Raw genomic sequence first — 22,537 nt, 5'->3', positions numbered from 1 at the left:
ATTGTTCACGGGCGGGTCGGGATGGTCCGCTAAAAAGGAGGAAAGCTGCATGATCTATTTTTTGAGCATCCTATACATGGCGGGCATACTGCTTTCTACATATCTGATGGCGCGGAAGGAGGAACCCAGGAGGAGAAGGGGGATTCTCGGATACTTCTCATTCATCACCGTGCTGTTTATCATCAGCCTCATCCTGATTGCCACAATGGATGTCAGCGGGGAGGCTGCCCGGCGGATACTGATCTTCGCCTATCTTTATGTGATTCCATTCATGATGCTGATTGGATACAAGCTGCTGGGCTTCATCAAGATGTATAGGAGATGGCAGATGGTCATACTCGGCATCGTGGGGCTTTTCAACCTGATGATATTCGGCTATCTGCTGCTGTTCATCTTCACGGTGCTTTTCCATTATCTGATATAGGCATGAAAAAAAGGAATCCTTGGATTCCTTTTTTTCATATCATGAGGGCGATCATTGCGATCAGTATGCCGGTCAGGCCCATCCTGAGCGAGAAGCCCATGTTCATTTTCGTGATCCTGTAGGGATTGATGCCCATGCTCTGGGCGGTCATGGTGGCATTGATGCCGTAGGGGGCGGCAGCGGATATGCCCATGCCGCAGACGACCATCACTATGCCGATGGAGAGGACATTCTCCGGGGTCATGACCGGGACGAGCACTTCCGCCAGTATGGCGAGTGTTGCAACGGGGTGGACGCCGAACATTGCGAGTCCATAGATGACGAACATGATGAGCAGAAGGATCAGTATGAGGAACGAATCGACATAGCCGAAGACCTGCTGCATCATACCCGGCACGCTGCTGCTGTTGAAGCCGCCGGAAAAGATGCCGAGTGACAGGAAGAGCACCGAGAAGTTCTGAAGATGGTTGTTGTGGTTCTTCCATGTAGCCCACCCTGTCCTGATGAATATGGGGAAGCGTTTCATGACGAATGCCGTGACGAAGGAGAACGGGATGATGATCAGTGCGACCGTCATGACGAACCCGAGATCCGAGTTCATATTGAAGATCATCACTACACTGAGGAAACTGATCAGCAGGATGACCATTTTTATGATGGACCGTCCGAGTGCCTGGCGGTCTATTTCATTGAACGGCGCATCGAGTGTGATGTCGTTGAACTCGCGCCGGGTCAGGAAGACTTCGGTCAGACCGACGATTATTGATGTCGTCAGCAGCCACGGGAAGAGCGTAAAGTAGGAGACGCCTGTCGAGTCGACCGTCAGACCGACGATGACCTCGAGCGGACTCCATATGACGGCAAGCGCAAATGCCCGGAGGGTGGATTTGATGATGAACTCATTCCTGAATCCGACCGTCGTCTTTTTGAACAGTTCGCGCAGGACCTGCTGGATGATGTAGATGGCAGACAGGTTCAAAAAGACCGCAAGGAAGTAGGAGGTGATGACGCTTCTGCCATAGATCTTCTCCACCCTGTTCGCCCTATCCTGTATCATCTCTGTAATGCTTTCATCGAGGCCGCCGACCTTTACGACTGTACCGATCCATGGCAGGGTGCTGAAGAAAAGCAGCAGGGGGAGGTTGCTTGTCGTATTGCTGATGATCGTCCCGATGCTCCCGCCGGCTGTCAGAGTGAATAGGATGCCCGCTGCAATGAAGAGACCCCCGATCAGTTTGAACAGCCTGGAGCTGAAGATCCAGGAGACGATGAGCACGCCGACGGCCAGATAGTCCACGAATCGTCCAAGCGCCCCGATGCCGCTGAAGAAATAGATGAGGAAAAGGATGAACAGGACGGCATATATGTAGAAGAAGTTCCTTAATATGGTCTGATTATATAGGATATTCAATGTAATACCTGCTTTCACGATAAATATGTATGGACAAGGTCAACCAATATATTCATTAATTATATGACAAATCAATTTACTTTGCCAAAGTTCTTTCACTTTTCTCACAAATCCACGGAAAATAAAAAGGCAGATGCACTCTGCCTTTAAATATATGAGTAGTCGCTTATGTCGAGCGTCGTTCCTTCACCGTTCAGATGCCTGGCGACTTCCCGGCCGACGAGGGGGCTCGCCGTCAGACCGGTCGCTCCCATGCCATTGATGACGAAAACGTCTTTTTCTATATGGCCGAGGAAAGGCAGGAAGTCCCGTGTATAGGGCTTGAGCCCGACCATCATTTTGACATCTTCGATTTCGGAATCGGGGAAGTAGCGGTGGGCGAGTCCCCGCAGGTATTCATAGTTCTCCTCGGAAGGTTCTGCCGAGAAGCTCTCGGTATCCTCATGTGTTGTACCGATTGCGTACTGGTTCATGCCCATCTCGACGATATAGATTGGACCGAGGGCCATGACGACAGGGGTGTGGTTTTCATTGTTTCCATCCTTGAGTCTGAAATGCAGAACTTCCGACCGCTGATGGCGGATTTTCGGATCTGTATCCTGTTCTATGCCCCATGCACCTGTGGCATAGATGACGGTGCCTTCGGCCTTTTCAGCATCGAAATCTGCAGTGATCCATTGGCCGCCATGTTTCAGGAACCCTGCCCTCAACGCCTTGAGCAGGCTGGCCCCCTTCACCTGTCCGCCGCCTTCGACGAATACGCCAGGGTAGAGGCCGGTCAGGTGTGGATGCATCCGCTTCACTTCTTCCCTCGAGACCATGCGGACCTCACCCATCTCCGGTGCATCCGGCTGTTTTGACCGGATCCTGTCGTAGGCGAGACTTTGTATGTGGTCATCCTTGAACAGGCTGATCGATCCTTCCCGCCGGTAGCCGGTATCGAGCCCCGTCTCCTCCTGGAGCCGTGCAATGAAATCAGGATAGTATTTGGCGCTTTCCTTGACCAGACGGTACCATTTCTTGTTTCTTCTCTGGCTGACCCAGGGGCATATGATTCCGGCGGAGGCATCTGTAGCCTGGCCGGTATCGGCGCGGTCATATACTGTGACCTGGTGTCCCGAGCTGGCCAGATGATAGGCTGTCGAGGCACCGGCGATGCCGCCGCCGACGATTGTAAAACTTGCCATTTGATTCACTCCTGTCAGTTGTTTGGACGATATCATTTATAGGTTAGTCTAACATTATTTGTGCCGGTTGTGTTACAGTGCTTTTGAAAGGGGGAGGGATATTGGAAAACAAATATGTACTCGACATCTTCAAGGACACGTCTGCCATGAAGGTGTTGAATATCCTGTCCATATCAATCACCATTCTGTCCTTCATAGCGTTCTACCTTATGGACCTCTTCCTGGTCGATGGTGCAGGGTCCGCTCTGATCGGAATGGAATATTTCGGTGTCGTCGGTGCGGTCCTCCTGATTATGGCGATCCTGTTTGCGATCATCACCATGCATGAAGGCATCCATGGCCTGTTCTTCAAACTCTTCGCGCCCAAAGGCAGGGTGCGGTTCGGCTACAAGTCTGGACTGTTCTATGCCACAGCGCCGGGGGAGATATTTACGAGAAGGCAGTTCGTGATCGTGATCCTGATGCCATTCGTCGTCATCACTTCTGTGATGCTGATCATGATGTTCACAGTGCCCCACGGGGCCTACAAATATCTGCTGGCACTCCATACGGGTGCTTGTGCGGGCGACTTCTACTATGTGTATCTTATAATGAAGCACCGGAATATGGAATATGTGGAAGACACCGAAGTCGGCATGACGATGTATGAAGCTTATCCTGCAGATTCATGATAGGAACGTCTGTTCGTTCTATGTTATAATTTAGGCAAATATTTTTTAAACAGGTGGATGCTATGGAGAGAAGAATCATTCATATCGATATGGATGCTTTCTATGCCCAGGTGGAGCAGCGTGACAATCCGTCATACCGGGGGAAACCGGTCATCGTCGGCGGCAAGTCCGCAAGCCGGGGTGTGGTGGCGACAGCGAGCTACGAAGCGAGGAAATTCGGTGTGCACTCGGCGATGCCGACAAAGCAGGCGTACAAGCTCTGTCCGGATGGTATATATGTCAGGCCACGGTTCGACCAGTACAAGGCGGTTTCAAAACAGATCATGGACATCTTCCTTTCCTATACTGAAATAGTGGAGCCCCTGTCACTGGATGAAGCATACTTGGACATCACCCACCTCGTTTCAAGGGATCGTTCAGCACAGTCGGTGGCACTGGATATACAGCGGGATATTTTTGATGCGACAAGCCTCACATCATCAAGCGGCATATCATACAATAAATACTTGGCCAAGATCGCCTCGGGCATGAACAAGCCGGCCGGTACGACGGTCATCCACTACGATAATGTACAGGACATCCTTTTTGGTCTTGATATCGGAGATTTCCCCGGAGTGGGGCGTGTGACCGAAGAAAAGATGAAATCACTGGACATCCATACAGGGGAGGACCTGTACCAATGGAGTGAAGCTTCGCTCATCCAGCAGTTCGGGAAGAAGGGGTCGAGCCTCCATCAGAAGGCCAGGGGCCTCGGCACCTCCGAACTCAAGGTCGAACGGATCAGAAAGTCGATCGGGAAAGAGACGACTTTCAATTATGACATCAATGACGATGAGGAAATATTGAGGGTGATTGGGGAATTGTGCCATAAGGTGAGTGACAGGCTCGAACTGCAACAATATGCAGGAAAGGTGGTCACCGTCAAAATGAAGACGGCAGACTATGTTACGCATTCCAGGCAGATGATGACGAACAATCCGGTCTTTACGGAAGACGAGGTGTATCGTTATGCCTATAGCCTCTATCATGAACTGAAAGACCCCGATGTGCCCATCAGGCTCATCGGGGTGACTGTGTCGCAGCTTTCTGACAGGACATACCGCAACTTGACAATCTACGACTTCATGTAGTTTTATTTTTGGGCCGGCTGTTGGTCGGCACCTTTTTATGTGCACTGGCACCTGCCTTATGGTGCTGCACGACCATCTGATAGATGATGATGATTTCGTAGAGGATATGGATCTTGAAGGCATCCACCTCTTCATCCAGATCCCTGATATGGCGTCTGATGAAGCGGACGGCGGAATTGGTCATCGTCAGTTCGTCAAGATCACGGTTGAGGTAGTCGATGATCTCTTCGACTGCCGCCGTTTCCTGGGAAGTGAATTTCATCGAGATGTCTTCAGGCAGATAGATCAGGTTGCCGAGATGGGTGAAATAGAGCTTTTTGAACTGAAGCTCGCGCTCCAGCTGGTTCATCAGGCGCATCTCTTCACGATTCGATTTGTGATACCGGTATTCATCCTGCTGATATTTGAGCAGTTTTTCGGCATCGGTGATGGCATTCTGTACTTTGGTATATGCCCTCTCGCTCCTATCCGATTCATAGTTGCCGGCAATCAGTTCCCGGAGCCTCTGGATCAAAAGACTATGGGTCTGCCTGGTCGTCGATTTTGTAATCTCCTCTATCTGCCCGGCATACTTCGGCGGCAGTATCAGAAAGTTGATCAGGGTGCTTGTCGCAAGGCCGATGGTCGTGGTTGCCAGTCTGGACAGGAAATTGAAGATATAGGCATCCTGCACCGAAGGCACCATGGCGACTGCAGTAATGGCTGCAACCAGGACGCCTGAATGCAGGTTCAGCCGATATGTGACGAGGATGGTCAGTGTCGCTGCCAGAGAATAGGTGAATGCATTCTCGCCGAAGATGTACAGGGACGCGACCGCAATGAAGGCACCGATGATGGATGCCGGGAAACGTACATATGCCTTTTTCAGGGAGGCATACGCCGTCGGTTCGATTGTGACGATTGCCGTGATGACGGCGAAGATCGGCGGCAGGTCGAGCGCCATGCAGATCAGGGCCGTCAGAAAGGTTGATAGTCCCGTTTTTATGATTCTTGGACCGATGATTTTACGGATGTCAAATTTCATATTCATACTTCTTTCAATAATTTTGAGTATACAATCTAGTATAGCACGAAGAGTTTGTTATAATAATTGATAGAAGAAAAATTTTTAAAGTAAGTAGGGTAGCAAATGATCATTAAAACTGATGAAGAAATGAAGCAGCTCGAAGAAATCGGGCAGATTTGCGGCAAAGTGCTGAAGGAACTTGTCGAAACGACGAAAGCGGGAATGACGACGAAGGAAATCGATGATCTTGGGGGCAGGCTCCTTGAAGAGATGGGCGCCGAAAGTGCACCGATCAGTGAATACGAATTTCCAGGCTACACATGTATCAGTGTGAACGAAGAGGTCGCACACGGCATTCCAGGCAATCGTGTCGTCAATGAAGGGGATATCGTCAATATCGACGTATCTGCCAAGAAGAATGGCTATTTCGCAGATACCGGCGTATCCTTTGTCGTTGGTACATCCACAGATCCATTGAAGCAAAAAGTTGTGGACGTGTGCGAGGCATCATTCGAGGAAGCCTTGAAGAAGATCAAGCCCGGCACCAAAGTCAGCCAGATTGGACGCGCCGTGCACAAAGTGGCGAGGCAGAACGGTCTGACGGTAATCAAGAACCTCACAGGGCATGGTGTGGGAAAAAGTCTCCACGATGCACCGAAGCATATAATGAACTACTATGAACCAGGAAACAGCGAACTGCTGAGGGAAGGCATGGTCATCGCAGTGGAACCTTTCATCTCCTCGAAAGCCGCTTTTGTCACAGATGGCAAGAACGACTGGGCATTTGAAACAAAGGATGGCAGCTATGTTGCCCAGAAAGAACATACGATTGTTGTTACAAAAGAAGGACCGAAACTGCTGACACTGATTGAAGACTAGAAAATAAGAAAGCGTGGCATACAGCAGTATGCCACGCTTTCTTTGCGGTAGGACGATCTTCTCCCGGCGGCCGGCTATCAGCCGGCTTCTTTATACTCTGGTGAAGCTTCGTTCTCTTCTGGATGAGACACAGCGTCATCAGTGTCATCCGGTTGGGGAGTTTCAATCTCATGATGTTCGTCATCGAAGTAGTGCAGGAAGCCGCCCCCGCCTTCATTGATCATACGGTCCACATCAACGTTCTGACTACCTCTTTTGTCCATGGTCATCATTATCCCCTCCTTTAGTTACATTATACTCTTTTCGGCCTAAATTACAAACCATTTAGTTGAATATTCCGTTATTTTCAGCATAAGAAATTCCCTCTGTCTGAACACATGAAGCTCAGGCAGAGGGAATTGATTCGTCTAGCTTTTGTATCCATTGACGACAAGGTCGACCTTCCCGTTTTCAGGATTGATGACCGTACCATGGACAGGAACATCAGCAACCATCAGGGGATGATGCTTGATCTTTCCAACGCTTTCCGTGATGCTCTCTTCGACGCTGTCAAAACCTTTCAGCCAATTTGTGATGTCTATGTCCGAATGCTCAAGCGTCTCGAAAGTCTCCTCGGTGATGCCGCGCTGCTTCATGTTGTCGATCATCGGTTCGGGTTTCAGTGCACCGAATCCGCAGTCGTGGTGTCCCATGACCATGACTTCATCGGCACCGAGCATATAGACGGCGACGAGTATGCTGCGCATTGTACTCCCGTATGGATGGGAGATGACCGCGCCGGCATTCTGGATATGCTTGATGTCTCCATTTTTCAGGCCAAGGGCTTTCGTCGAAAGCTCCGTAAGGCGCGTGTCCATGCAGGAGATGAGGACGAGCTTCTTGTCCGGTGATTTGGTCGTTACATATTTCTCGTATTCCTTGCTGTTTACAAACTGTTCGTTGAATTCAAGCAGATCATGCAGTAGACTCATTGTTCGCATTTCCCTCTCTTTGTTTTCTCATTGCACGCTTATGCATAATGGCGTTGATCTGGGCACCGAGTATGATGATGATCCCGGTGATATACAACCATAATATCAGAATGATGACACCAGAGATAGCACCGTATGTTGCGTTGTAGTTACTGAAGTTGGAAGTATAGATGCTGAATCCCCATGAAGCGAGCAGGAAGGCGATTGTCGTGAATATGGCGCCTGGTATGACCGCCTTGATCTGCAGCTTGATGTTCGGGGCTGTCGTATAGATGACGACGAAGACGATGAACACAAGCAGTACAGGAAGCAGACTTCTTACCCAGCTCCATACCGTCTGGAACTGCTGATCCAGCCCGATGGTTCCGAACATGAGGTTGCCGATCTGTTCTCCAAATACGATCAATACGAAAGTAAGTAATACGGATAATGAAAGAATGATCGTAAATACTATGGATAATGATTTCGCTACAAAGAAGTTCCTGTTGTCTTCGACATCATAGGCGACATTAAAGGAATTCATGAGCGCGGTCATGCCGTTCGATGCAGACCACAACGTCACAATCAGACCGACCGAGAGCAGGCCGCCGCTGGAACCGCTCATGACGTCGGAAATGACGCCTTCGAGCATGTCGGAAATCTGTGATGGTGCATAATCCTGTATGAATTGTGTAATCATCTGCTGGTCGATCTGGAACAGTGGCACCAGTGTCAGCAGGAAGATCAATAGCGGGAAGATTGCCAATAGGAAATAGTATGCAAGCTGGGCTGCCATCCCGGATGTATTATCCTTTGAAAATTGGAACATGAGACTTTGGAAGAAGTTTGGATTTTCCTTATACTTGGCAGGCTTGTTGATTTTCGAAACGTAGAAGGCTTCATCGGGTTTCTTGGAAGTCTTGGATTTGAACTCTACGTCTTCGACGAAAGTTTCTCCACTCTTGTTTTTCGACTTTTTGGCTTTTTCTTCTTTATTTTCCTGTTTGGCCTGATTCAGATAGTCCGAACTGCTCGATTTATTAGCCATATCCTCACTCCTTTAAAAACGGAAGGGCTAACCGATGTCAGCCCTTCCATATAATTATTGATTCACTTGATAATTATTGATTCACTTGCTTTTGTTCACGCTTCTTCTGGAATGTGTCTTTCGCATCCTTGATGGATTCTTCCAGTTCAGGGTTGTTCTGTCTGATTTCTTCGATTGTTTCCTTCCAGAACATTGCTTCATCCTTCAATGACTGCAATTTTGAAGACTGTCCGGAATCCGAGGAAAGTTTCTCCTTCGCTTCATCCGGGTTCTGGGCATAGTATTTCAAGTCCTTCGAGCGGCTGAGTACAGAGTTCCTTGTATTTTTGTCAATCAGGCTGAGTCCAGCACCTACTAGCGCTCCAATAAGAACGGCAGGTATCAATTTGTTTTCCATGTAGAATTCTCCTTTGTGTGTGATTTATAGTTGCTTATAACCATTCTAAACCAACTTCAAACTTTATTCGCCGAATTATTGGATTATAAATTTTATTATCATGGGAACTTTGATACTATTGTAATGACATTTAATATATTGGTATGGAGGAATTCAAATGAATAAGGCAGATATGCTGAAGGATATAGAAGAATCGCTGAATGTAGTAAACAAGGGGCTTTTCAATCCGGATGATTTCGATGATGAAAATACGGAGGAGATCAGGGAGATACATGAAATGGTGACGGGCAGGAACCAGATAACGGCCATCGAGCAGTCGGCGATCATCGAAGAGCTGTCAAAACTGAGAAAGTAAAGGAGAAATACATATGACACAATTTGAAGCGAAACTTGCAAGATATGCAGATCTTCTGGTGGATGTCGGACTCAACGTCCAACGTGATGGCCGCGTCTTCATCAGGGGCGCACAGGATGCGCTGCCGCTGATCAGGCTCGTAACCGAGAAGGCCTATCAGAAAGGGGCGAAGGAAGTGAAGGTCGTACTGTCCGATGACAGGCTGACCCAGCTGCACGCCGAGTACCAGTCGAAGGAGGAACTGAGTACGATACATCAGTGGTCGATCGATGAACGGATGTTCTATTCCGACGAAAAGGCCGGATTCCTGAGCATCACTTCCTCTTCCCCTGAGCTGTTGAAGGATGCGGATCCCGAGAAGCTGCAGGCAATGCAGGTGGCCTCAGGCCGGGCCTTCAAAGATTTCTCCAACCGCATCCAGTCGGATTATCACAGCTGGTGCGTGGCAGGCTATCCTTCTGTCGAGTGGGCGAAGCTGGTCTTTCCCGACAAGGACGATGAGGGAGCTGTCGACGCGCTGATGGACCTTATCTTCTATACTGTCCGTGCAGACCTCGAAGATCCTGTATCCGCATGGCAGAAGCATGACGAAACACTTCATGAAAAGGTCGACTACCTGAATGGCAGGAAGTACAGTGCCCTCAGATATGAAGCACCGGGGACGGACCTTACAATCGGTCTGCCGAAGGGGCATCTGTGGGCCGGTGCCTCCAGCCTGAACGCGGACGGCGAGAAGTTCATGGCGAACATGCCGACCGAAGAAGTGTTCAGTGTACCGGAGAGGACACGGGTGGATGGCCATGTCTCCAACACGCTGCCGCTCAGTCATGGCGGCAATGTGATCGATGATTTCAAGCTGACGTTCAAGGATGGCAAAGTTGTGGACTTCGAAGCGGGCAGGGGATATGAAGTGCTCAAGAATATTCTTGATACGGATGAAGGTGCGAGGCGCCTGGGTGAAGTGGCGCTTGTGCCGGATGATTCACCGATATCCAATGCGGGTAAATTATTCTACAACACTCTGTTTGATGAGAATGCATCCTGCCATATCGCCCTTGGCAGTGCCTATGCATTCTGCATCGAAGGGGGCAAGTCCATGTCCCGCGAAGAACTGGAAGAAGCAGGCCTCAACGATTCCATCACCCATGTCGACTTCATGATCGGTTCCAATCAATTGAACATATACGGCATCACCGATGAAGGCGAGGAAGAGAAAGTATTCGAAAAGGGCAACTGGGCGTTTTAAATTACCATAGTACAAGTGCGGCCTTTTATGTTAAAATATAATCAATAGGAAAAGTACCATAGGAGGGTTTTTCATGAGTTTCTTAATGATGTTTCTGGTAATGTTGGCATTTCTCTTTGCCATCTTTGCATTTGCCCTGGTGCTCCACCACTTCCTGTCCAAGGCGCTTCCAGGCAAGGATGCGCTCGTGATTGATACACCGGAAGAGGCGCTGGAGCGTCAGGACTAGCAGTTTCCAATAGGAAAAATTCAGGAAGGGATAATGATTATCCCTTCTTTTTTAGTGCCGAAAATGTGCTATTATAGTAGTGCTTGGAATGGAGGAAAAAATATGGAAAAGAAAATGTCGGAATCCTATACGGTGAAGACGTCAAATGTCATGCCACCGGATACGAACAACCATCACACGCTTTACGGAGGCAGGCTGATGGCATACATAGATGACGTTGCAGCGATTGCTGCACGCCGTCACTCGAGGTCGAAGGTGGTGACGGCTTCGATAGACTCGGTCGATTTTCTGGAACCCATCCATCTGGGGGACGTGGTCATCCTCGAAGCGCTCGTGACCCATACGGGAAAATCGTCCATGGAAATTCTGGTCAAAGTGTCGAAGGAGACGCTTGAGAACGGTACCGACAAGAAACTTGCCGCTTTCAGCTTCCTCACTTTCGTTGCACTGGATGATGACCTCAACCCCTTGGAAGTGCCGGGGCTGATCCCCGATAACGAGCGCCTGAAATGGCTCGATGAAACAGGAGAAGAACGTTCGGAGCACCGTCGTCACAGAAGGGAACGCTCCAAAGCACTGCGGGAGTTCTTTGCGACAGATCTTTTTGACTAGGAGGGATCGGATGCAGATAAAGAAAGTGGCGCTTCTGAAAAACAGCATGTATGAAATACACATGGATGACGGTACTTCATTCAAGGCACATGAGGAGTCGGTGGTGAAGTACCGGCTGATTCCGGAACGCGTGCTTGAATCGGATGAATACCAGCAGGTGCTTGAGGCCATCCAGTATGACCAGGCCTATGTCAAAGCACTCGGCTATATCAGCTACAAGCTGCGTTCCGAGTCGGAGATGAGGAAGTACCTGGCAGATGACTATCATCCCGAAATGATCGACAGGACCATCCTCAGACTCAGGGAGGAAGGGTATGTCAATGACGCCAATTATGCCAAAGCGCTGAAAAACACCATGGTGGCCACGACGGACAAGGGACCTTTTGCGCTGGAGCGGGAACTGAAGAAGCATCGCATCGATGAGGAGATCATCAGGGAGAATGTGGACGCTTTCAGCGGGGAAGTGGATGCCGGGCGCATGAACAAGCTCAAAGACAAGCAGCTGAAGAGGCACAAAGGATCCTATCGCCAGTTCAGGATGAAGCTGGCTGAGAAGCTGTACCAGAAAGGATATGGCAAGGAGCATGTCGGAATGATCGATTTTGAAGATGATTTTGACGAAACTTCGCATTTCGACAAGGATTTTGAGAAATACTTAAATAAATACCGGAAAAAGGAAACAGGCCATGCCCTGAAGCAGAAGCTGATACAGGCGCTCATGAGGAAAGGGTATGGCTATGATCTGATCCAGGAAAAGTTAGGCGGTATAGATGATGAGACCTTTGAACACTATGACGAGACGTGAACTTGAAGCGTATATTGCAGAGAAGCGGGAAGCGATGAGGAAAGCGGAGATGCTGGGTGTCGAAAATGAATACAGGGTCCTTGAGCGCCAGGTACTCATAGCCGAAAGCTATTTCATCGACCTCTCGCTGATCGAGCCGGGTAAAATCTATAAGATCATCAGCAACGAAAACCATTATTTCAAAGTGGAATACATCAAGGGCACCTTTGTCTGGGGATTCTTCGTCGGAGGAGAAGAGAAAGAGACAGCCATTCCTGTCAGCATGCTGCAGCTGAACAAGAGGGGATGATTGGATGCAGAACATCATTCTACTCAGGGCACTGAACCTGACATATGCCAAGGAATCGAAGAAATTCGCCGACCGGATGCTCGGCAGGGAGGAAGGTCTGCTGCTTAAAGACGTCACCTTCCACCTCTACAAGGGGGAAGTGCTCGGCATCCTCTCAGACTACAGGACACTGCACTATCTGAAAGAGATGGTCAATGGCAGCCTGGATCCCAAAGAGGGGAGGATAAAGACGGACAGCTCAATTCTGAGCCTGGATGTCCTCGACCACATCAACCATCCGCATCCTTTGAACATCTTCGTCTTTGAAATATTGGATGAGTATATGAGGACGGAGGATGTCGAAGAAGCGGTCGGCCAGATCGTGGCCCAGCCGCTGTTCAGAAAGTACTGGTCCACTCCGGTCAGGGAGCTGACACGGAGGGACATCGCCCTGATCCTGCTGGAGCTGTCCAGGTTCACTGATGCTGAAATCATCGTCTACTGCAACATGTACCGGCATCTGAAAAGCCAGGATACTGCTGTGTTCAAATCCACGATTAATGGGCAGGAGGACAAGGAGCGCGGTGTACTCCTGCTTGAGAGCAGCATAGAACCGATCGAGTCCCTGGCCAACTATTTCCTATGGCTGAGCTACGGACAGATACGCTATGACGGCAGTGTCAAGCAGGGAATCACGCAATATAATACCTATATGAAGCAGAAAAGCCAGCTCAAGAGTGTGGACGAAGAGGCACAGTTCGACCTCGAGTGGAAGCGTAATATAAATGAGTATGGAAGGTATGCACATGGTCTGAAGCGTCTCAGCAGGAAACAGGCGAGTCCGATTGATGGTCTGAACATAAGGAAGATCATCCTGTCCCTTGTCCTGATGTTTACGATGCTGATGGCGAGCGTCGTGATATTCATGGATATATCGTTTACGGGCTCGGCAAATACGGGGCAGGAACAGACCGTCGCCGTCCCGGAAACGGAAGTGGATGACCGCATCGCCTACGCTGTAAACGCCGAAGAAAGTCTCGAAGTGAATGGGGAAAGCCACCCCTACATGTCGCTCCTCCAGGTGAGTGACAGGGAAGAGGGGACATATACCATCGTAGACGGTGAAACGACGGTGGAGATGGATGCCTCATCCTTCATCTACTTCAACCCGGCGAGCCTGTACCCTGAAACGACGCTCGAGGCGTTATTGCCCTATACGGACGAAGTATTCGAGAACAACTACCTGTACTATTCAAGGGTCATGAACAGGGAATCGGGCGCAGTGACTGAGAGCATGAACCTGTCCGCCTCAAGCGACAGGCATGCTGAACTTTCAGGCATACCGATCTCCTACCAGTTCAGGGATGGCCTTGTATTCTCGATGTCTTTCCCGGCCCGGGGCATCGATGGCATGTATGAGGCTTTCGGCATAACGACAGAAGATGTGATATTCAGATTGCCCGATGGCTATATGATCCTCGATGCATCAAATCAGACATGGCTATATATACAGCGTTAGGAGAGGTGCTATGAATTACAAAATGAAATATCTGTTCCGCCACTTCTTCAAACAGACGGCCTATTTTTCCGCACACAACCTTACACCGCTTCTGATCTACACGATCGGACTCGTATTCCTGCTTGTTTCGATGCCGCTGGTGGATACCGGGGGCGTCATGGAATATCTGTACACACTGGTGGGACTGATGGCATCCGTATGGCTGTTCAGCATGACGGTGCTGAACAAGAACACGGCATTCTATAAGGATTCGGTACTCAAGGTGAGCTACATACCACTCTATATGCGCATACTTCCGACAATCGTATTTCAGACTTTCATTTTTCTCATGTATGTCGTGCTGTACAGTGCGCTCACCGCACTGGTCATCGATGATTGGCTGATAGACATATTCACACTGCTGTACTATGTACTGCTCGGGATGCTCCTGATCATTCCGTTTACACTGATGTATCTTTCAGTGAAGATGGACAGGATCGGAACAGTGAATATTTTTGTATTCATCATACTGGTGATCTCGGTACCGGTCCTGTATCTGCCTGAAAACATTTCCCCATGGCTGCAGCATCTGCTCAGTTTGAACCCGTTCTACTATGTCATCAATGGCCTCCAGGCAAACTCGGTGCACATCTCATGGAATATCAACCGCCTGCCGCATGACATACTGTTTTTCGCGCAGATCGTCCTCCTCTACTTGTGGATGTTCGAATACTACAGCAAAATGAAGTTCTCGATATACCACCATCTAAAAAAGCGACCGGGCGAATAGCCCAGTCGCTTTGTCTTTGCATCAGCTGTTCAGCAATTTCTTTTGAAGCTTGCTTTCTGAGAAGACCCATCCCGTATAGCTGTGCAGCACTTCATTGGTATTCTTGTCCAACAGCATGATGCATACGAATGGATAGTGGCCTTCCTTCAGGTATCTCAGGTCGATGTACCTGATTTCCTCCTGGTCTTCGGATATTTCCTGGGTTTCATAGGTGTAGATCGATGAGAAGAAGGTGAAGGCCTTGAAGTTCGGATCCTCCTTGATGCTCAGGAACTTCTCCTCGTCCAACGGACCGCTTTTGTTGAAGCGGTCATAGAATATGATGTTTCCCCGGAAACTGCGTCCGACATAATAGGCGGTCTGTGTCACCACGACAATCCGCCATTCGAAGAAATGGATGGTCGGCATGCAGAATGTGCGGGTCACATACTCATTCGGCAACCGCCTGTCCACCCTTGCCGTAATGGAGCGTTGCATGATGACCCTGATCATGTAGTATATGAAGAGCACCATATAGAGGGCGATGAAAAGGGGCACCGGTGCCGCCCCGAAATACCATAGGATGAAGTAGAGTACATGCATGACGATGATTGGTACATCCACCGTGTTGATGACGCTGAGCTGAATCCATGTATGACTGATGGGCCGCATCGCCTGGGTGCCGTACGAATTGAATATGTCCACAAATACATGGAGGAAGACCGCAAACTGAATCCACAGGTACATGTTCAGTGCAGGCAGGTCGAACAGAAGCACACTGAGTGCAGTAAGGAGCACTGGCCAGATGAAAAATGTAAATGGCAGCGAATGGGTGATGCCCCGGTGGTGGGTGATGTAGACTGCGTTATTTCTCATTTTCATGACCGTATCTATATCAGGTACAAGCGAAGCACCGACTACAGTTGTAATGAAACCGACGGAAATGGGGTCGATGGAAGGATCGATGGCAGCAAGGCCGACGATTGTCCCCCCCATTAATGTATGTGTTAAAGTATCCATGTTCATTCTCCCCGTTCAAATGGAATAATCAAGCAGAGGAAGGTGTCATTCATGCTGGAAAGTTCAGAATTCAATCATAACCTGTTGGACTGGTACCAGTCCAACAAAAGAACGCTGCCATGGCGGCAGACGAGGGACCCGTATCGGATATGGCTGAGCGAGGTGATGCTCCAGCAGACCCAGGTCACTACTGTTATACCCTATTACGAGAAGTTCATAACCAAATATCCGGATATAGACAGCCTGGCAGAAGCGGATGAAGAGGCGCTGCTCAAAGACTGGGAAGGGCTCGGCTACTACAACAGGATCCGTAATTTCCACGCCGCTGTGAAAGAGGTGAGGGATAACTACAATTCCACCGTCCCCGAGCGTCCGGAGACGTTTTTCAATCTGAAGGGGGTGGGCCCCTATATCGGGGGTGCTGTGCAGAGCATCGCATTCAACCACCTGCTTGCTGCAGTGGATGGAAACGTATTGCGCGTCATATCACGCCTTGATGCAGACGGCAGGGACGTGGCACGGGCGTCTGTACAGAAGGACATCAAGAAGCGGATAGAGGAGATCATTCCGCTTGAAGCGGGGGATTTCAATCAGGCACTGATGGAGCTCGGAGCGACCATATGTACTCCGCGGGCGCCCAAATGCATCATGTGCCCGGTACAGGAGCATTGTGAAGCCTATAGTCGGAACATCGTATCGGAGCTGCCGGTCAAGAAGAAGGCGAAAAGAAAGAACGAAATCTACTATAATGTATATTTCATCCTGAACGACCGGAATGAGATTCTGCTGAGGAAGCAGGAGGGCACACTGCTCCAGGGGATGTATGAACTGCCCAAGTATGATGTGGATACGTCTGTCGAGTCGATAGAGGAGGACCTCCAGCTGTCCATTGATACATCCGGGCGGCATGTCGGCAGCGGGAAGCATGTTTTCACCCATCAGGTCTGGTACATGGAAGGATATGTGCTCCACACCCGGGATCGGCATCCCGATTTCGTACCGCTGGAAGATGTGGGGGGCCTGCCGATGAGCAGGGCGATGCAGAAGATATATGAACAATTTGAAGTCCCGGCCGAAAGAATGTGAATATATTCCCACCTATGATATAATATAAAAGTATTATTTTAAAGGTGGTGTGGAATATGGGTTTGGAATCCATACCGAAAGAAGGCAGCAAGGTCAAGATACAGAGCTATAAGCATGACGGAAGCATCCACCGGGTGTGGTCCGAGACGACCATCCTGAAAGGGACGGACCATGTCGTCATCGGAGGGAACAACCGGACACTCGTCACGGAAAGTGATGGGCGCACATGGGTCACCCGGGAGCCGGCAATCGTCTATTTCCATGTCGACTACTGGTTCAACGTCATCTGCATGTTCAGGGAAGACGGGGTGTACTACTACTGCAATCTGTCATCCCCTTTCATCTATGATGAAGAAGCATTGAAATATATCGACTACGACCTGGATATCAAAGTCTATCCGGATGGCAAATACCATCTGCTCGATGAAGACGAATACAAGCTTCACAAGAGCCGCATGAAGTACCCGGAGGATATCGACAAGATACTCAGGCATAATGTGGATGTACTTCAGCAATGGATCGAAAGGAAAAAAGGGCCATTTGCTCCCGACTTCATAAAAGTCTGGCAGGGTCGTTTCAATAATGATTACAAATCATACTAAAGATCAATCAACTTAACCGGTTGGTTGTTTTTTATGTAAGAAAAGGAAGTTTTTTTGTGATTAGACGTTATATGCAATTTGTCAAACCGTATAAATGGCTGATCATCCTGACGATCATCATCGGCATACTGAAGTTCGGCATCCCTTTGCTGCTGCCGCTTCTGATCAAGTATACGATTGATGATATCATCATGCCTGATGGACTCACGACTGAAGACAGGATAAACATGCTGATCCAGGTGCTCCTGATCTTCTCCTTCATATTCGTCATCATCAGGCCGCCTGTCGAATACTTCAGACAGTATCTGGCCCAGTGGACGAGCAACAAGATACTCTATGACATACGGAAGAAGATGTACGGGCACCTGCAGATGCTGAGTGCAAAGTTCTACTCCAACAGCAAAGTGGGGGAGATCATTTCGCGCGTCATCAATGATGTCGAACAGACGAAGGACTTCATAATGACGGGACTGATGAACATCTGGCTCGACCTTGTGACGATCCTCATTGCACTTGCCATCATGTTCACCCTGAACGGGGAACTGACACTCGTATCGATCATCATCTTTCCATTCTATATTTTCGGCGTATGGTACTTCTTCGGCAAGCTGCGAAGTTTGACCAGGCAAAGGTCCCAGGCACTTGCTGAAGTCCAGGGCTTCCTGCATGAACGCATCCAGGGGATCAATGTCATCAAGAGTTTTGCGGTAGAAGGACATGAAGCGGAGCACTTCAACAAGAGGAACGGCAATTTCCTGAACAAGGCCACAGATCATGCCAAGTGGACGGCCAAAAGTTTTTCGGTCGTCAATACGATCACCGATATCGGACCGCTGCTTGTGGTCGGCTATGGTGCATACCAGGTCATCCAGGGCAATCTGACAGTAGGGACGCTGGCCGCCTTCATCGCCTATCTCGACAGGCTGTATGGGCCGCTGCGCCGGCTGGTATCCTCGTCCACGACACTGACGCAGAGCATCGCATCGATGGACAGGGTGTTCGACCTGTTCGATGAGAAGTACGATGTCAAAGACCGGCCGGGTGCCCGTGAACTCACGCATACTGACGGCAATATCGAATTCAGGGATGTCGGATTCGGATATAACGGCGAAGACACCAGTGCACTGGATCATATCAATTTTGACGTCAAAAGCGGAGAGACCGTTGCTTTCGTCGGCATGAGCGGGGGCGGCAAGTCCACCCTGGTGACGCTCATTCCAAGGTTCTATGATGTCACTTCGGGGAAAGTCATGCTCGATGGGACGGATATCAGGGATTATACGATTGAATCCCTGAGGAACAATGTCGGGCTTGTCATGCAGGATAACATCCTGTTCTCCGACACCATCAGGGAAAACATCATGCTTGCCCGTCCGGAAGCTACAGAAGAAGAGGTGCTTGGAGCAGCGAAGCGGGCAAATGCCCATGACTTCATCATGGGACTGCCCGAAGGCTACGATACGGAGGTCGGAGAACGCGGCGTCAAACTCTCAGGCGGGCAGAAGCAGCGTATTGCGATTGCCCGTGTCTTCCTGAAGAATCCGCCGATACTGATCCTCGATGAGGCGACGAGTGCACTCGATCTGGAGAGTGAGAGCATTATACAGGATACCCTGCTTGAACTCTCCGAGAACCGGACGACAATCGTCGTCGCCCACAGGCTTTCGACAATCACCCATGCGGACCGCATATTCGTCATGGTGGATGGACAGATCCGGGAATCCGGACCGCATGCAGAACTGATGAAGAAAAAAGGGGAATACTATAAACTCTATAGTATCCAGAATCTATAAGCGAAGGGTGTCATCATGGCTGATACATTGGACATAAAATTTTTGGCAGATGATACATTGGATGCCGCACGGAAACTGCTCGGTGTCGAGATCATCACATGTATCGATGGGGTGGAAACAAGCGGATTCATTACAGAAGTGGAAGCATACCTTGGACTTGATGACCGGGCTGCGCATACATTCGGCGGCAAAAAGAACAAGAAGAACAGCATGATGTTCAACGACTACGGCCATATTTATGTATACACGATGCACGGCCATCACTGCATGAATATATTGACGAAGGAGAAGGCGTACCCTGAAGGTATCCTCATCCGGGGCATCGAACCCCATGTCGGCAGGGAAACCATGATTGAAAGGCGGGGCCGGGAGACCGGCCTCACGGATGGCCCGGGCAAGCTCACCAAGTCCCTCGGCATCCGTCGTGAACTGCACAATGGCATGGAACTGAACAACGGCATCCTGACTTTGAAGCCCGGCAGGGTCCCGCTCGAAATCGAAGAGACGAAAAGGATAGGCATAGACAACAAAAAGGAAGCGGTGGATTATCCATACCGCTTCATCGTCAAAGGCAACCCGCATGTCAGCAGGTTCCGGGGCAGGCCGGCGGACAACAACGGCTGGAAATAAAACAGGCGCAGGGGATTTCCCTGCGCCTGTTTTTTATATATCCAGTGTTTCATCCTGTATGTTGATCTTGTTCTTATCCGCGTGGAAGCGGAAGAAGCTTGAAGCGAGCCGGTCGAGGCGGTCCAATGAATTGGAATATTCGTGTATGGACGAGATGAATTCCAGTATATTCTCATATTGGATCTTCTCTTCCGGGGTATCCGCTTCATAATAGAGGCGGACGAAATCATCCATCATGGAATGCTCGAATTGCTCATCGCTCTCATAGATTTCAAATGCGGCCTCGGGCCTGATCTTTTCGGTGATCTTCATGAAGATCTGTTCGTGGTAGGCCATGAGCTGATCCATCTCATGCCTGATGCGATACTTGAAGTCATCATCCAGGTGATTATAGTCATTTTCATACCGGTTCAGCTTCCTCAGCAGTTCAAATGCACGGCGGGTCGAGGCGATCAGGTGCCTGAACAGGATCTTGCGCCGTGCGTCGGCAAAGCTGCTCCGCTTGAAGTAGTTCTTCTCCTCCCGGTACCACAGGTACATCGTCTCCAGGGTGACGACACGTGTCCGCAGCGATTCGATATCCTTTTTGACGATCTGGTATTCGCTGACGGCGTTCAGTTCGAGTCGGATCCATTTGAATATGTCACTCGTGATATTGAAGCAGTTGTGGTACATCTTCGTTTCATACTTCGGCGGAATGAACAGCAGGTTCACCACGAGGGACGACAGCACACCGATCATGACGAGTGAAAACCGGATGCCGGCCGCTTCGAGGAAATCGACTGTGGTCGAATCTTCAAGGAGGGTCGGGGCATCCATGATCGCGATCATCGTCACGACAGCCAGTGTGGAGACACTCTGCAGATTGAAGAACAGCAGTATGGCGAGCACCAGAATGACGGTCAGTCCGATGACGATGACATTGTTGCCGAAGAGCAGCACCATGGCGATGGCCGATACGGCACCGAGTGCGTTGCCCTGGAACTGCTCCCATGTTCTCATGACAGACCGGTGCACATTGGGCTGGAGTGCAAACACTGCAGCGATGGCTGCGATGAGCGATGGCTCGAGCCCAAGCAGGTTGGTGATGAATAATGTAAGTACGACTGTTACACCGGTTTTGAATACTCTAGCACCAAATCGCACGGCACCATCTCCTAAAATTCATTTTTGAATACTTCCTCCACAATGGACAGTGTTTCTTTGATATCTTCTTCAGTATGTTCTGTCGTCAGGAACCAGGCTTCATATTTTGATGGAGCGATGTTGATGCCCCTTCGTATCAGCCCATTGAAGAATTTTGCGAACTGCTCGCCGTCACTTGCTTCGGCCATTGTGTAGTTGGTGACCGTCTCATCTGTGAAGTAGATTGTCAATGCACCGACAAGGCGGTTTATCGTTGCTTTAATACTATATTTATTTATCAGTTCTATCAAGCCATCTTCGAGCATGCCGCCGAGGCGGTCCAGTTCGGTGTATACACCGGGCTTTTCAAGCACCTCCAGGCAGGCGATGCCCGCTGCCATGCTGAGGGGGTTCCCCGCCATGGTACCGGCCTGATAGGCGGGGCCGAGGGGGGCCACGCTTTCCATGATGTCTTTCCTTCCGCCGTATGCGCCGATCGGTGTGCCGCCCCCTATGATTTTACCGAGCGCAGTCAGATCGGGTTCGACGCCGAGAAGGTTCTGGGCGCCTCCATACATGAAGCGGAACGCGGTGATGACTTCATCATAGATGACGAGGGAGCCGTTATCATGCGCAATATCGTTCACTGCTTCCAAAAAGCCCTCCATGGGCTCCACGATGCCGAAATTGCCGACGATCGGTTCGACGAGGACTGCTGCTATTTCATCACCAAAATGGGAAATCGCCGTTTTGAAGTCCTCCAGGTTATTGAAAGGCACAGTGATGACATCCTCTGCGACACCTTTTGGCACGCCTGCCGAATCCGGTGTGCCGAGTTGCGAAGGTCCACTTCCCGCTGCAACGAGCACAAGGTCGGAGTGGCCGTGATAGCATCCTTCAAATTTGAGTATCTTATTTCTGGATGTATAGGCCCTTGCCACCCTGATCGTCGTCATCACGGCTTCAGTGCCGGAGTTGACGAATCTGACGCGTTCAAGTGAAGGGATTGCGTCCCTTATCCTGTTGGCGAAGCCGATTTCAAGTTCTGTCGGTGTGCCGTAGAGGATGCCCTTGCTGCTCTGTTCTGCAATTGCTTCGTGGATGCGGGGATGTGCATGCCCGGTGATGATCGGGCCGTAGGCCGCCAGATAGTCGATGTAGCGGTTGCCATCCACATCATAGAAATGGGCGCCTTCGCCCCTGTCCATGACCACCGGGGCACCGCCGCCCACAGCTTTATATGATCGGGAAGGGGAATTCACTCCACCGAGGATCACATCTTCTGCCTGAGTTTGAAGTGTTTGAGATTTTTCATGACTGTACATATTTCCCATCCTTTGGTCAGTAATTTTTCACAATGAGTATTCTACCACATCCAGGGAACATAATTAAGGAA

26 protein-coding genes are annotated in these 22,537 nt (G+C 49.8%); 16 read left to right on the top strand and 10 right to left on the bottom strand.

What is annotated here, in order from left to right; genetic code table 11:
- The first annotated feature begins 49 nt into the window (after window positions 1-49).
- A complete protein-coding gene (locus RQP18_RS09035; RefSeq protein WP_342387365.1) occupies window positions 50-424 on the top strand; it encodes a hypothetical protein in 375 nt (124 codons plus the stop codon).
- A gap of 34 nt (window positions 425-458) precedes the next feature.
- Here the strand turns inward: RQP18_RS09035 and RQP18_RS09030 are convergent, their stop codons facing one another.
- Together RQP18_RS09030 and RQP18_RS09025 are read right to left on the bottom strand one after the other, a co-directional pair.
- On the bottom strand, window positions 459-1,835 hold the full coding sequence (locus RQP18_RS09030; RefSeq protein ID WP_342387364.1) for a hypothetical protein: 1,377 nt from the start codon (window positions 1,833-1,835) through the stop codon (window positions 459-461).
- 146 nt (window positions 1,836-1,981) lie between these two features.
- Entirely contained in the window at window positions 1,982-3,022 is a 1,041-nt protein-coding gene (locus RQP18_RS09025) for an NAD(P)/FAD-dependent oxidoreductase (protein WP_342387363.1), read from the bottom strand.
- Window positions 3,023-3,123: 101 nt separating this feature from the next.
- Between RQP18_RS09025 and RQP18_RS09020 the strand changes: the two genes are divergently transcribed.
- Window positions 3,124-3,693: a DUF3267 domain-containing protein gene (locus RQP18_RS09020; protein WP_342387362.1), complete on the top strand. Its 570-nt coding sequence runs from the start codon at window positions 3,124-3,126 to the stop codon at window positions 3,691-3,693.
- A 62-nt stretch (window positions 3,694-3,755) separates the two neighbouring features.
- The gene (gene dinB, locus RQP18_RS09015) at window positions 3,756-4,823 is read left to right on the top strand and encodes a DNA polymerase IV (RefSeq protein ID WP_342387361.1); all 1,068 of its coding nucleotides are present in this window, start codon (window positions 3,756-3,758) and stop codon (window positions 4,821-4,823) included.
- Here dinB and RQP18_RS09010 read toward each other — a convergent pair.
- The gene (locus tag RQP18_RS09010; RefSeq protein ID WP_342387360.1) at window positions 4,816-5,847 is read right to left on the bottom strand and encodes an FUSC family protein; all 1,032 of its coding nucleotides are present in this window, start codon (window positions 5,845-5,847) and stop codon (window positions 4,816-4,818) included. The two genes, dinB and RQP18_RS09010, sit on opposite strands and share 8 nt — an antisense overlap.
- Before the next feature lie 105 nt (window positions 5,848-5,952).
- On the opposite strand from RQP18_RS09010, the gene map reads away from it, so the two are divergent.
- Window positions 5,953-6,708, top strand: a complete 756-nt coding sequence (gene map / locus RQP18_RS09005) for a type I methionyl aminopeptidase (RefSeq protein ID WP_342387359.1) — start codon at window positions 5,953-5,955, stop codon at window positions 6,706-6,708.
- A 77-nt stretch (window positions 6,709-6,785) separates the two neighbouring features.
- On the opposite strand, the gene RQP18_RS09000 is transcribed toward map, so the two are convergent.
- The 4 genes from RQP18_RS09000 to RQP18_RS08985 form a co-directional block, all read right to left on the bottom strand.
- Entirely contained in the window at window positions 6,786-6,980 is a 195-nt protein-coding gene (locus RQP18_RS09000; RefSeq protein WP_373446010.1) for a hypothetical protein, read from the bottom strand.
- 135 nt (window positions 6,981-7,115) lie between these two features.
- A complete protein-coding gene (locus RQP18_RS08995; protein WP_342387357.1) occupies window positions 7,116-7,679 on the bottom strand; it encodes a beta-class carbonic anhydrase in 564 nt (187 codons plus the stop codon).
- On the bottom strand, window positions 7,663-8,706 hold the full coding sequence (locus RQP18_RS08990) for a YihY/virulence factor BrkB family protein (RefSeq protein WP_342387356.1): 1,044 nt from the start codon (window positions 8,704-8,706) through the stop codon (window positions 7,663-7,665). The genes RQP18_RS08995 and RQP18_RS08990 overlap by 17 nt, the downstream gene beginning before the upstream one ends.
- A 73-nt stretch (window positions 8,707-8,779) precedes the next feature.
- On the bottom strand, window positions 8,780-9,103 hold the full coding sequence (locus tag RQP18_RS08985; RefSeq protein ID WP_342387355.1) for a YtxH domain-containing protein: 324 nt from the start codon (window positions 9,101-9,103) through the stop codon (window positions 8,780-8,782).
- A gap of 157 nt (window positions 9,104-9,260) precedes the next feature.
- On the opposite strand from RQP18_RS08985, the gene RQP18_RS08980 reads away from it, so the two are divergent.
- From RQP18_RS08980 to RQP18_RS08945, 8 genes are all read left to right on the top strand, one after another.
- Window positions 9,261-9,458: a DUF1128 family protein gene (locus tag RQP18_RS08980; RefSeq protein WP_342387354.1), complete on the top strand. Its 198-nt coding sequence runs from the start codon at window positions 9,261-9,263 to the stop codon at window positions 9,456-9,458.
- A 13-nt stretch (window positions 9,459-9,471) separates the two neighbouring features.
- The gene (locus tag RQP18_RS08975; protein WP_342387353.1) at window positions 9,472-10,704 is read left to right on the top strand and encodes an aminopeptidase; all 1,233 of its coding nucleotides are present in this window, start codon (window positions 9,472-9,474) and stop codon (window positions 10,702-10,704) included.
- Between the two features lie 73 nt (window positions 10,705-10,777).
- The gene (locus RQP18_RS08970) at window positions 10,778-10,933 is read left to right on the top strand and encodes a hypothetical protein (protein WP_342387352.1); all 156 of its coding nucleotides are present in this window, start codon (window positions 10,778-10,780) and stop codon (window positions 10,931-10,933) included.
- A gap of 102 nt (window positions 10,934-11,035) precedes the next feature.
- Window positions 11,036-11,545: an acyl-CoA thioesterase gene (locus RQP18_RS08965; RefSeq protein WP_342387351.1), complete on the top strand. Its 510-nt coding sequence runs from the start codon at window positions 11,036-11,038 to the stop codon at window positions 11,543-11,545.
- A 10-nt stretch (window positions 11,546-11,555) separates the two neighbouring features.
- Complete coding sequence (locus RQP18_RS08960) at window positions 11,556-12,350, top strand: RecX family transcriptional regulator (RefSeq protein ID WP_342387350.1); 795 nt, start codon at window positions 11,556-11,558, stop codon at window positions 12,348-12,350.
- Window positions 12,337-12,639, top strand: a complete 303-nt coding sequence (locus tag RQP18_RS08955) for a DUF1811 family protein (RefSeq protein ID WP_342387349.1) — start codon at window positions 12,337-12,339, stop codon at window positions 12,637-12,639. The genes RQP18_RS08960 and RQP18_RS08955 overlap by 14 nt, the downstream gene beginning before the upstream one ends.
- 4 nt (window positions 12,640-12,643) lie before the next feature.
- Window positions 12,644-14,137 carry a hypothetical protein gene (locus RQP18_RS08950; protein ID WP_342387348.1) on the top strand — a complete coding sequence of 498 codons (1,494 nt, stop codon included), beginning with the start codon at window positions 12,644-12,646 and terminating at the stop codon, window positions 14,135-14,137.
- Window positions 14,138-14,147: 10 nt separating this feature from the next.
- Complete coding sequence (locus RQP18_RS08945; protein ID WP_342387347.1) at window positions 14,148-14,906, top strand: hypothetical protein; 759 nt, start codon at window positions 14,148-14,150, stop codon at window positions 14,904-14,906.
- A 21-nt stretch (window positions 14,907-14,927) separates the two neighbouring features.
- Here RQP18_RS08945 and RQP18_RS08940 read toward each other — a convergent pair whose 3' ends face one another.
- Complete coding sequence (locus tag RQP18_RS08940) at window positions 14,928-15,905, bottom strand: metal-dependent hydrolase (RefSeq protein ID WP_342387346.1); 978 nt, start codon at window positions 15,903-15,905, stop codon at window positions 14,928-14,930.
- A 51-nt stretch (window positions 15,906-15,956) separates the two neighbouring features.
- Here RQP18_RS08940 and mutY point away from each other — a divergent pair, with 51 nt between their 5' ends.
- From mutY to RQP18_RS08920, 4 genes are read left to right on the top strand one after another with little or no spacing between them, the layout of a single operon-like run.
- Entirely contained in the window at window positions 15,957-16,991 is a 1,035-nt protein-coding gene (gene mutY, locus RQP18_RS08935; protein ID WP_342387345.1) for an A/G-specific adenine glycosylase, read from the top strand.
- A gap of 56 nt (window positions 16,992-17,047) precedes the next feature.
- Window positions 17,048-17,593: a nucleoside tri-diphosphate phosphatase gene (ntdP, locus tag RQP18_RS08930; RefSeq protein WP_040106366.1), complete on the top strand. Its 546-nt coding sequence runs from the start codon at window positions 17,048-17,050 to the stop codon at window positions 17,591-17,593.
- 56 nt (window positions 17,594-17,649) lie between these two features.
- Window positions 17,650-19,386 (top strand): ABC transporter ATP-binding protein, encoded by a 1,737-nt coding sequence (locus RQP18_RS08925; protein ID WP_342387344.1) that lies wholly within the window; start codon window positions 17,650-17,652, stop codon window positions 19,384-19,386.
- A 15-nt stretch (window positions 19,387-19,401) separates the two neighbouring features.
- Window positions 19,402-20,016, top strand: a complete 615-nt coding sequence (locus RQP18_RS08920; protein ID WP_342387343.1) for a DNA-3-methyladenine glycosylase — start codon at window positions 19,402-19,404, stop codon at window positions 20,014-20,016.
- A gap of 33 nt (window positions 20,017-20,049) precedes the next feature.
- On the opposite strand, the gene RQP18_RS08915 is transcribed toward RQP18_RS08920, so the two are convergent.
- Both RQP18_RS08915 and RQP18_RS08910 read right to left on the bottom strand, forming a co-directional pair.
- A complete protein-coding gene (locus RQP18_RS08915) occupies window positions 20,050-21,162 on the bottom strand; it encodes an FUSC family protein (RefSeq protein WP_342387342.1) in 1,113 nt (370 codons plus the stop codon).
- Between the two features lie 11 nt (window positions 21,163-21,173).
- Window positions 21,174-22,466 (bottom strand): glutamate-1-semialdehyde 2,1-aminomutase, encoded by a 1,293-nt coding sequence (locus tag RQP18_RS08910; RefSeq protein WP_342387341.1) that lies wholly within the window; start codon window positions 22,464-22,466, stop codon window positions 21,174-21,176.
- Window positions 22,467-22,537 lie beyond the last annotated feature (71 nt).

The organism is Salinicoccus sp. Bachu38 (assembly GCF_038561955.2).
In the GTDB taxonomy this organism is placed as follows: domain Bacteria; phylum Bacillota; class Bacilli; order Staphylococcales; family Salinicoccaceae; genus Salinicoccus; species Salinicoccus bachuensis.
The sequence above is the reverse complement of the archived record's forward strand: the minus strand, read 5'-3'. Positions and strand labels throughout refer to the sequence as shown.

Coding starts and splice junctions, on each gene's coding strand:
- RQP18_RS09000 (WP_373446010.1), bottom strand. CDS start 6,980: ATGATGACCATGGACAAAAGAGGTAGTCAGAACGTTGATGTGGACCGT.
- RQP18_RS08985 (WP_342387355.1), bottom strand. CDS start 9,103: ATGGAAAACAAATTGATACCTGCCGTTCTTATTGGAGCGCTAGTAGGT.
- map (WP_342387359.1), top strand. CDS start 5,953: ATGATCATTAAAACTGATGAAGAAATGAAGCAGCTCGAAGAAATCGGG.
- RQP18_RS08980 (WP_342387354.1), top strand. CDS start 9,261: ATGAATAAGGCAGATATGCTGAAGGATATAGAAGAATCGCTGAATGTA.
- RQP18_RS09025 (WP_342387363.1), bottom strand. CDS start 3,022: ATGGCAAGTTTTACAATCGTCGGCGGCGGCATCGCCGGTGCCTCGACA.
- RQP18_RS08950 (WP_342387348.1), top strand. CDS start 12,644: ATGCAGAACATCATTCTACTCAGGGCACTGAACCTGACATATGCCAAG.
- RQP18_RS09035 (WP_342387365.1), top strand. CDS start 50: ATGATCTATTTTTTGAGCATCCTATACATGGCGGGCATACTGCTTTCT.
- ntdP (WP_040106366.1), top strand. CDS start 17,048: ATGGGTTTGGAATCCATACCGAAAGAAGGCAGCAAGGTCAAGATACAG.
- RQP18_RS09010 (WP_342387360.1), bottom strand. CDS start 5,847: ATGAAATTTGACATCCGTAAAATCATCGGTCCAAGAATCATAAAAACG.
- RQP18_RS08960 (WP_342387350.1), top strand. CDS start 11,556: ATGCAGATAAAGAAAGTGGCGCTTCTGAAAAACAGCATGTATGAAATA.
- RQP18_RS08975 (WP_342387353.1), top strand. CDS start 9,472: ATGACACAATTTGAAGCGAAACTTGCAAGATATGCAGATCTTCTGGTG.
- RQP18_RS08940 (WP_342387346.1), bottom strand. CDS start 15,905: ATGGATACTTTAACACATACATTAATGGGGGGGACAATCGTCGGCCTT.
- mutY (WP_342387345.1), top strand. CDS start 15,957: ATGCTGGAAAGTTCAGAATTCAATCATAACCTGTTGGACTGGTACCAG.
- RQP18_RS08970 (WP_342387352.1), top strand. CDS start 10,778: ATGAGTTTCTTAATGATGTTTCTGGTAATGTTGGCATTTCTCTTTGCC.
- RQP18_RS08965 (WP_342387351.1), top strand. CDS start 11,036: ATGGAAAAGAAAATGTCGGAATCCTATACGGTGAAGACGTCAAATGTC.
- RQP18_RS08920 (WP_342387343.1), top strand. CDS start 19,402: ATGGCTGATACATTGGACATAAAATTTTTGGCAGATGATACATTGGAT.
- RQP18_RS08945 (WP_342387347.1), top strand. CDS start 14,148: ATGAATTACAAAATGAAATATCTGTTCCGCCACTTCTTCAAACAGACG.
- dinB (WP_342387361.1), top strand. CDS start 3,756: ATGGAGAGAAGAATCATTCATATCGATATGGATGCTTTCTATGCCCAG.
- RQP18_RS08910 (WP_342387341.1), bottom strand. CDS start 22,466: ATGTACAGTCATGAAAAATCTCAAACACTTCAAACTCAGGCAGAAGAT.
- RQP18_RS08955 (WP_342387349.1), top strand. CDS start 12,337: ATGACGAGACGTGAACTTGAAGCGTATATTGCAGAGAAGCGGGAAGCG.
- RQP18_RS08990 (WP_342387356.1), bottom strand. CDS start 8,706: ATGGCTAATAAATCGAGCAGTTCGGACTATCTGAATCAGGCCAAACAG.
- RQP18_RS08995 (WP_342387357.1), bottom strand. CDS start 7,679: ATGAGTCTACTGCATGATCTGCTTGAATTCAACGAACAGTTTGTAAAC.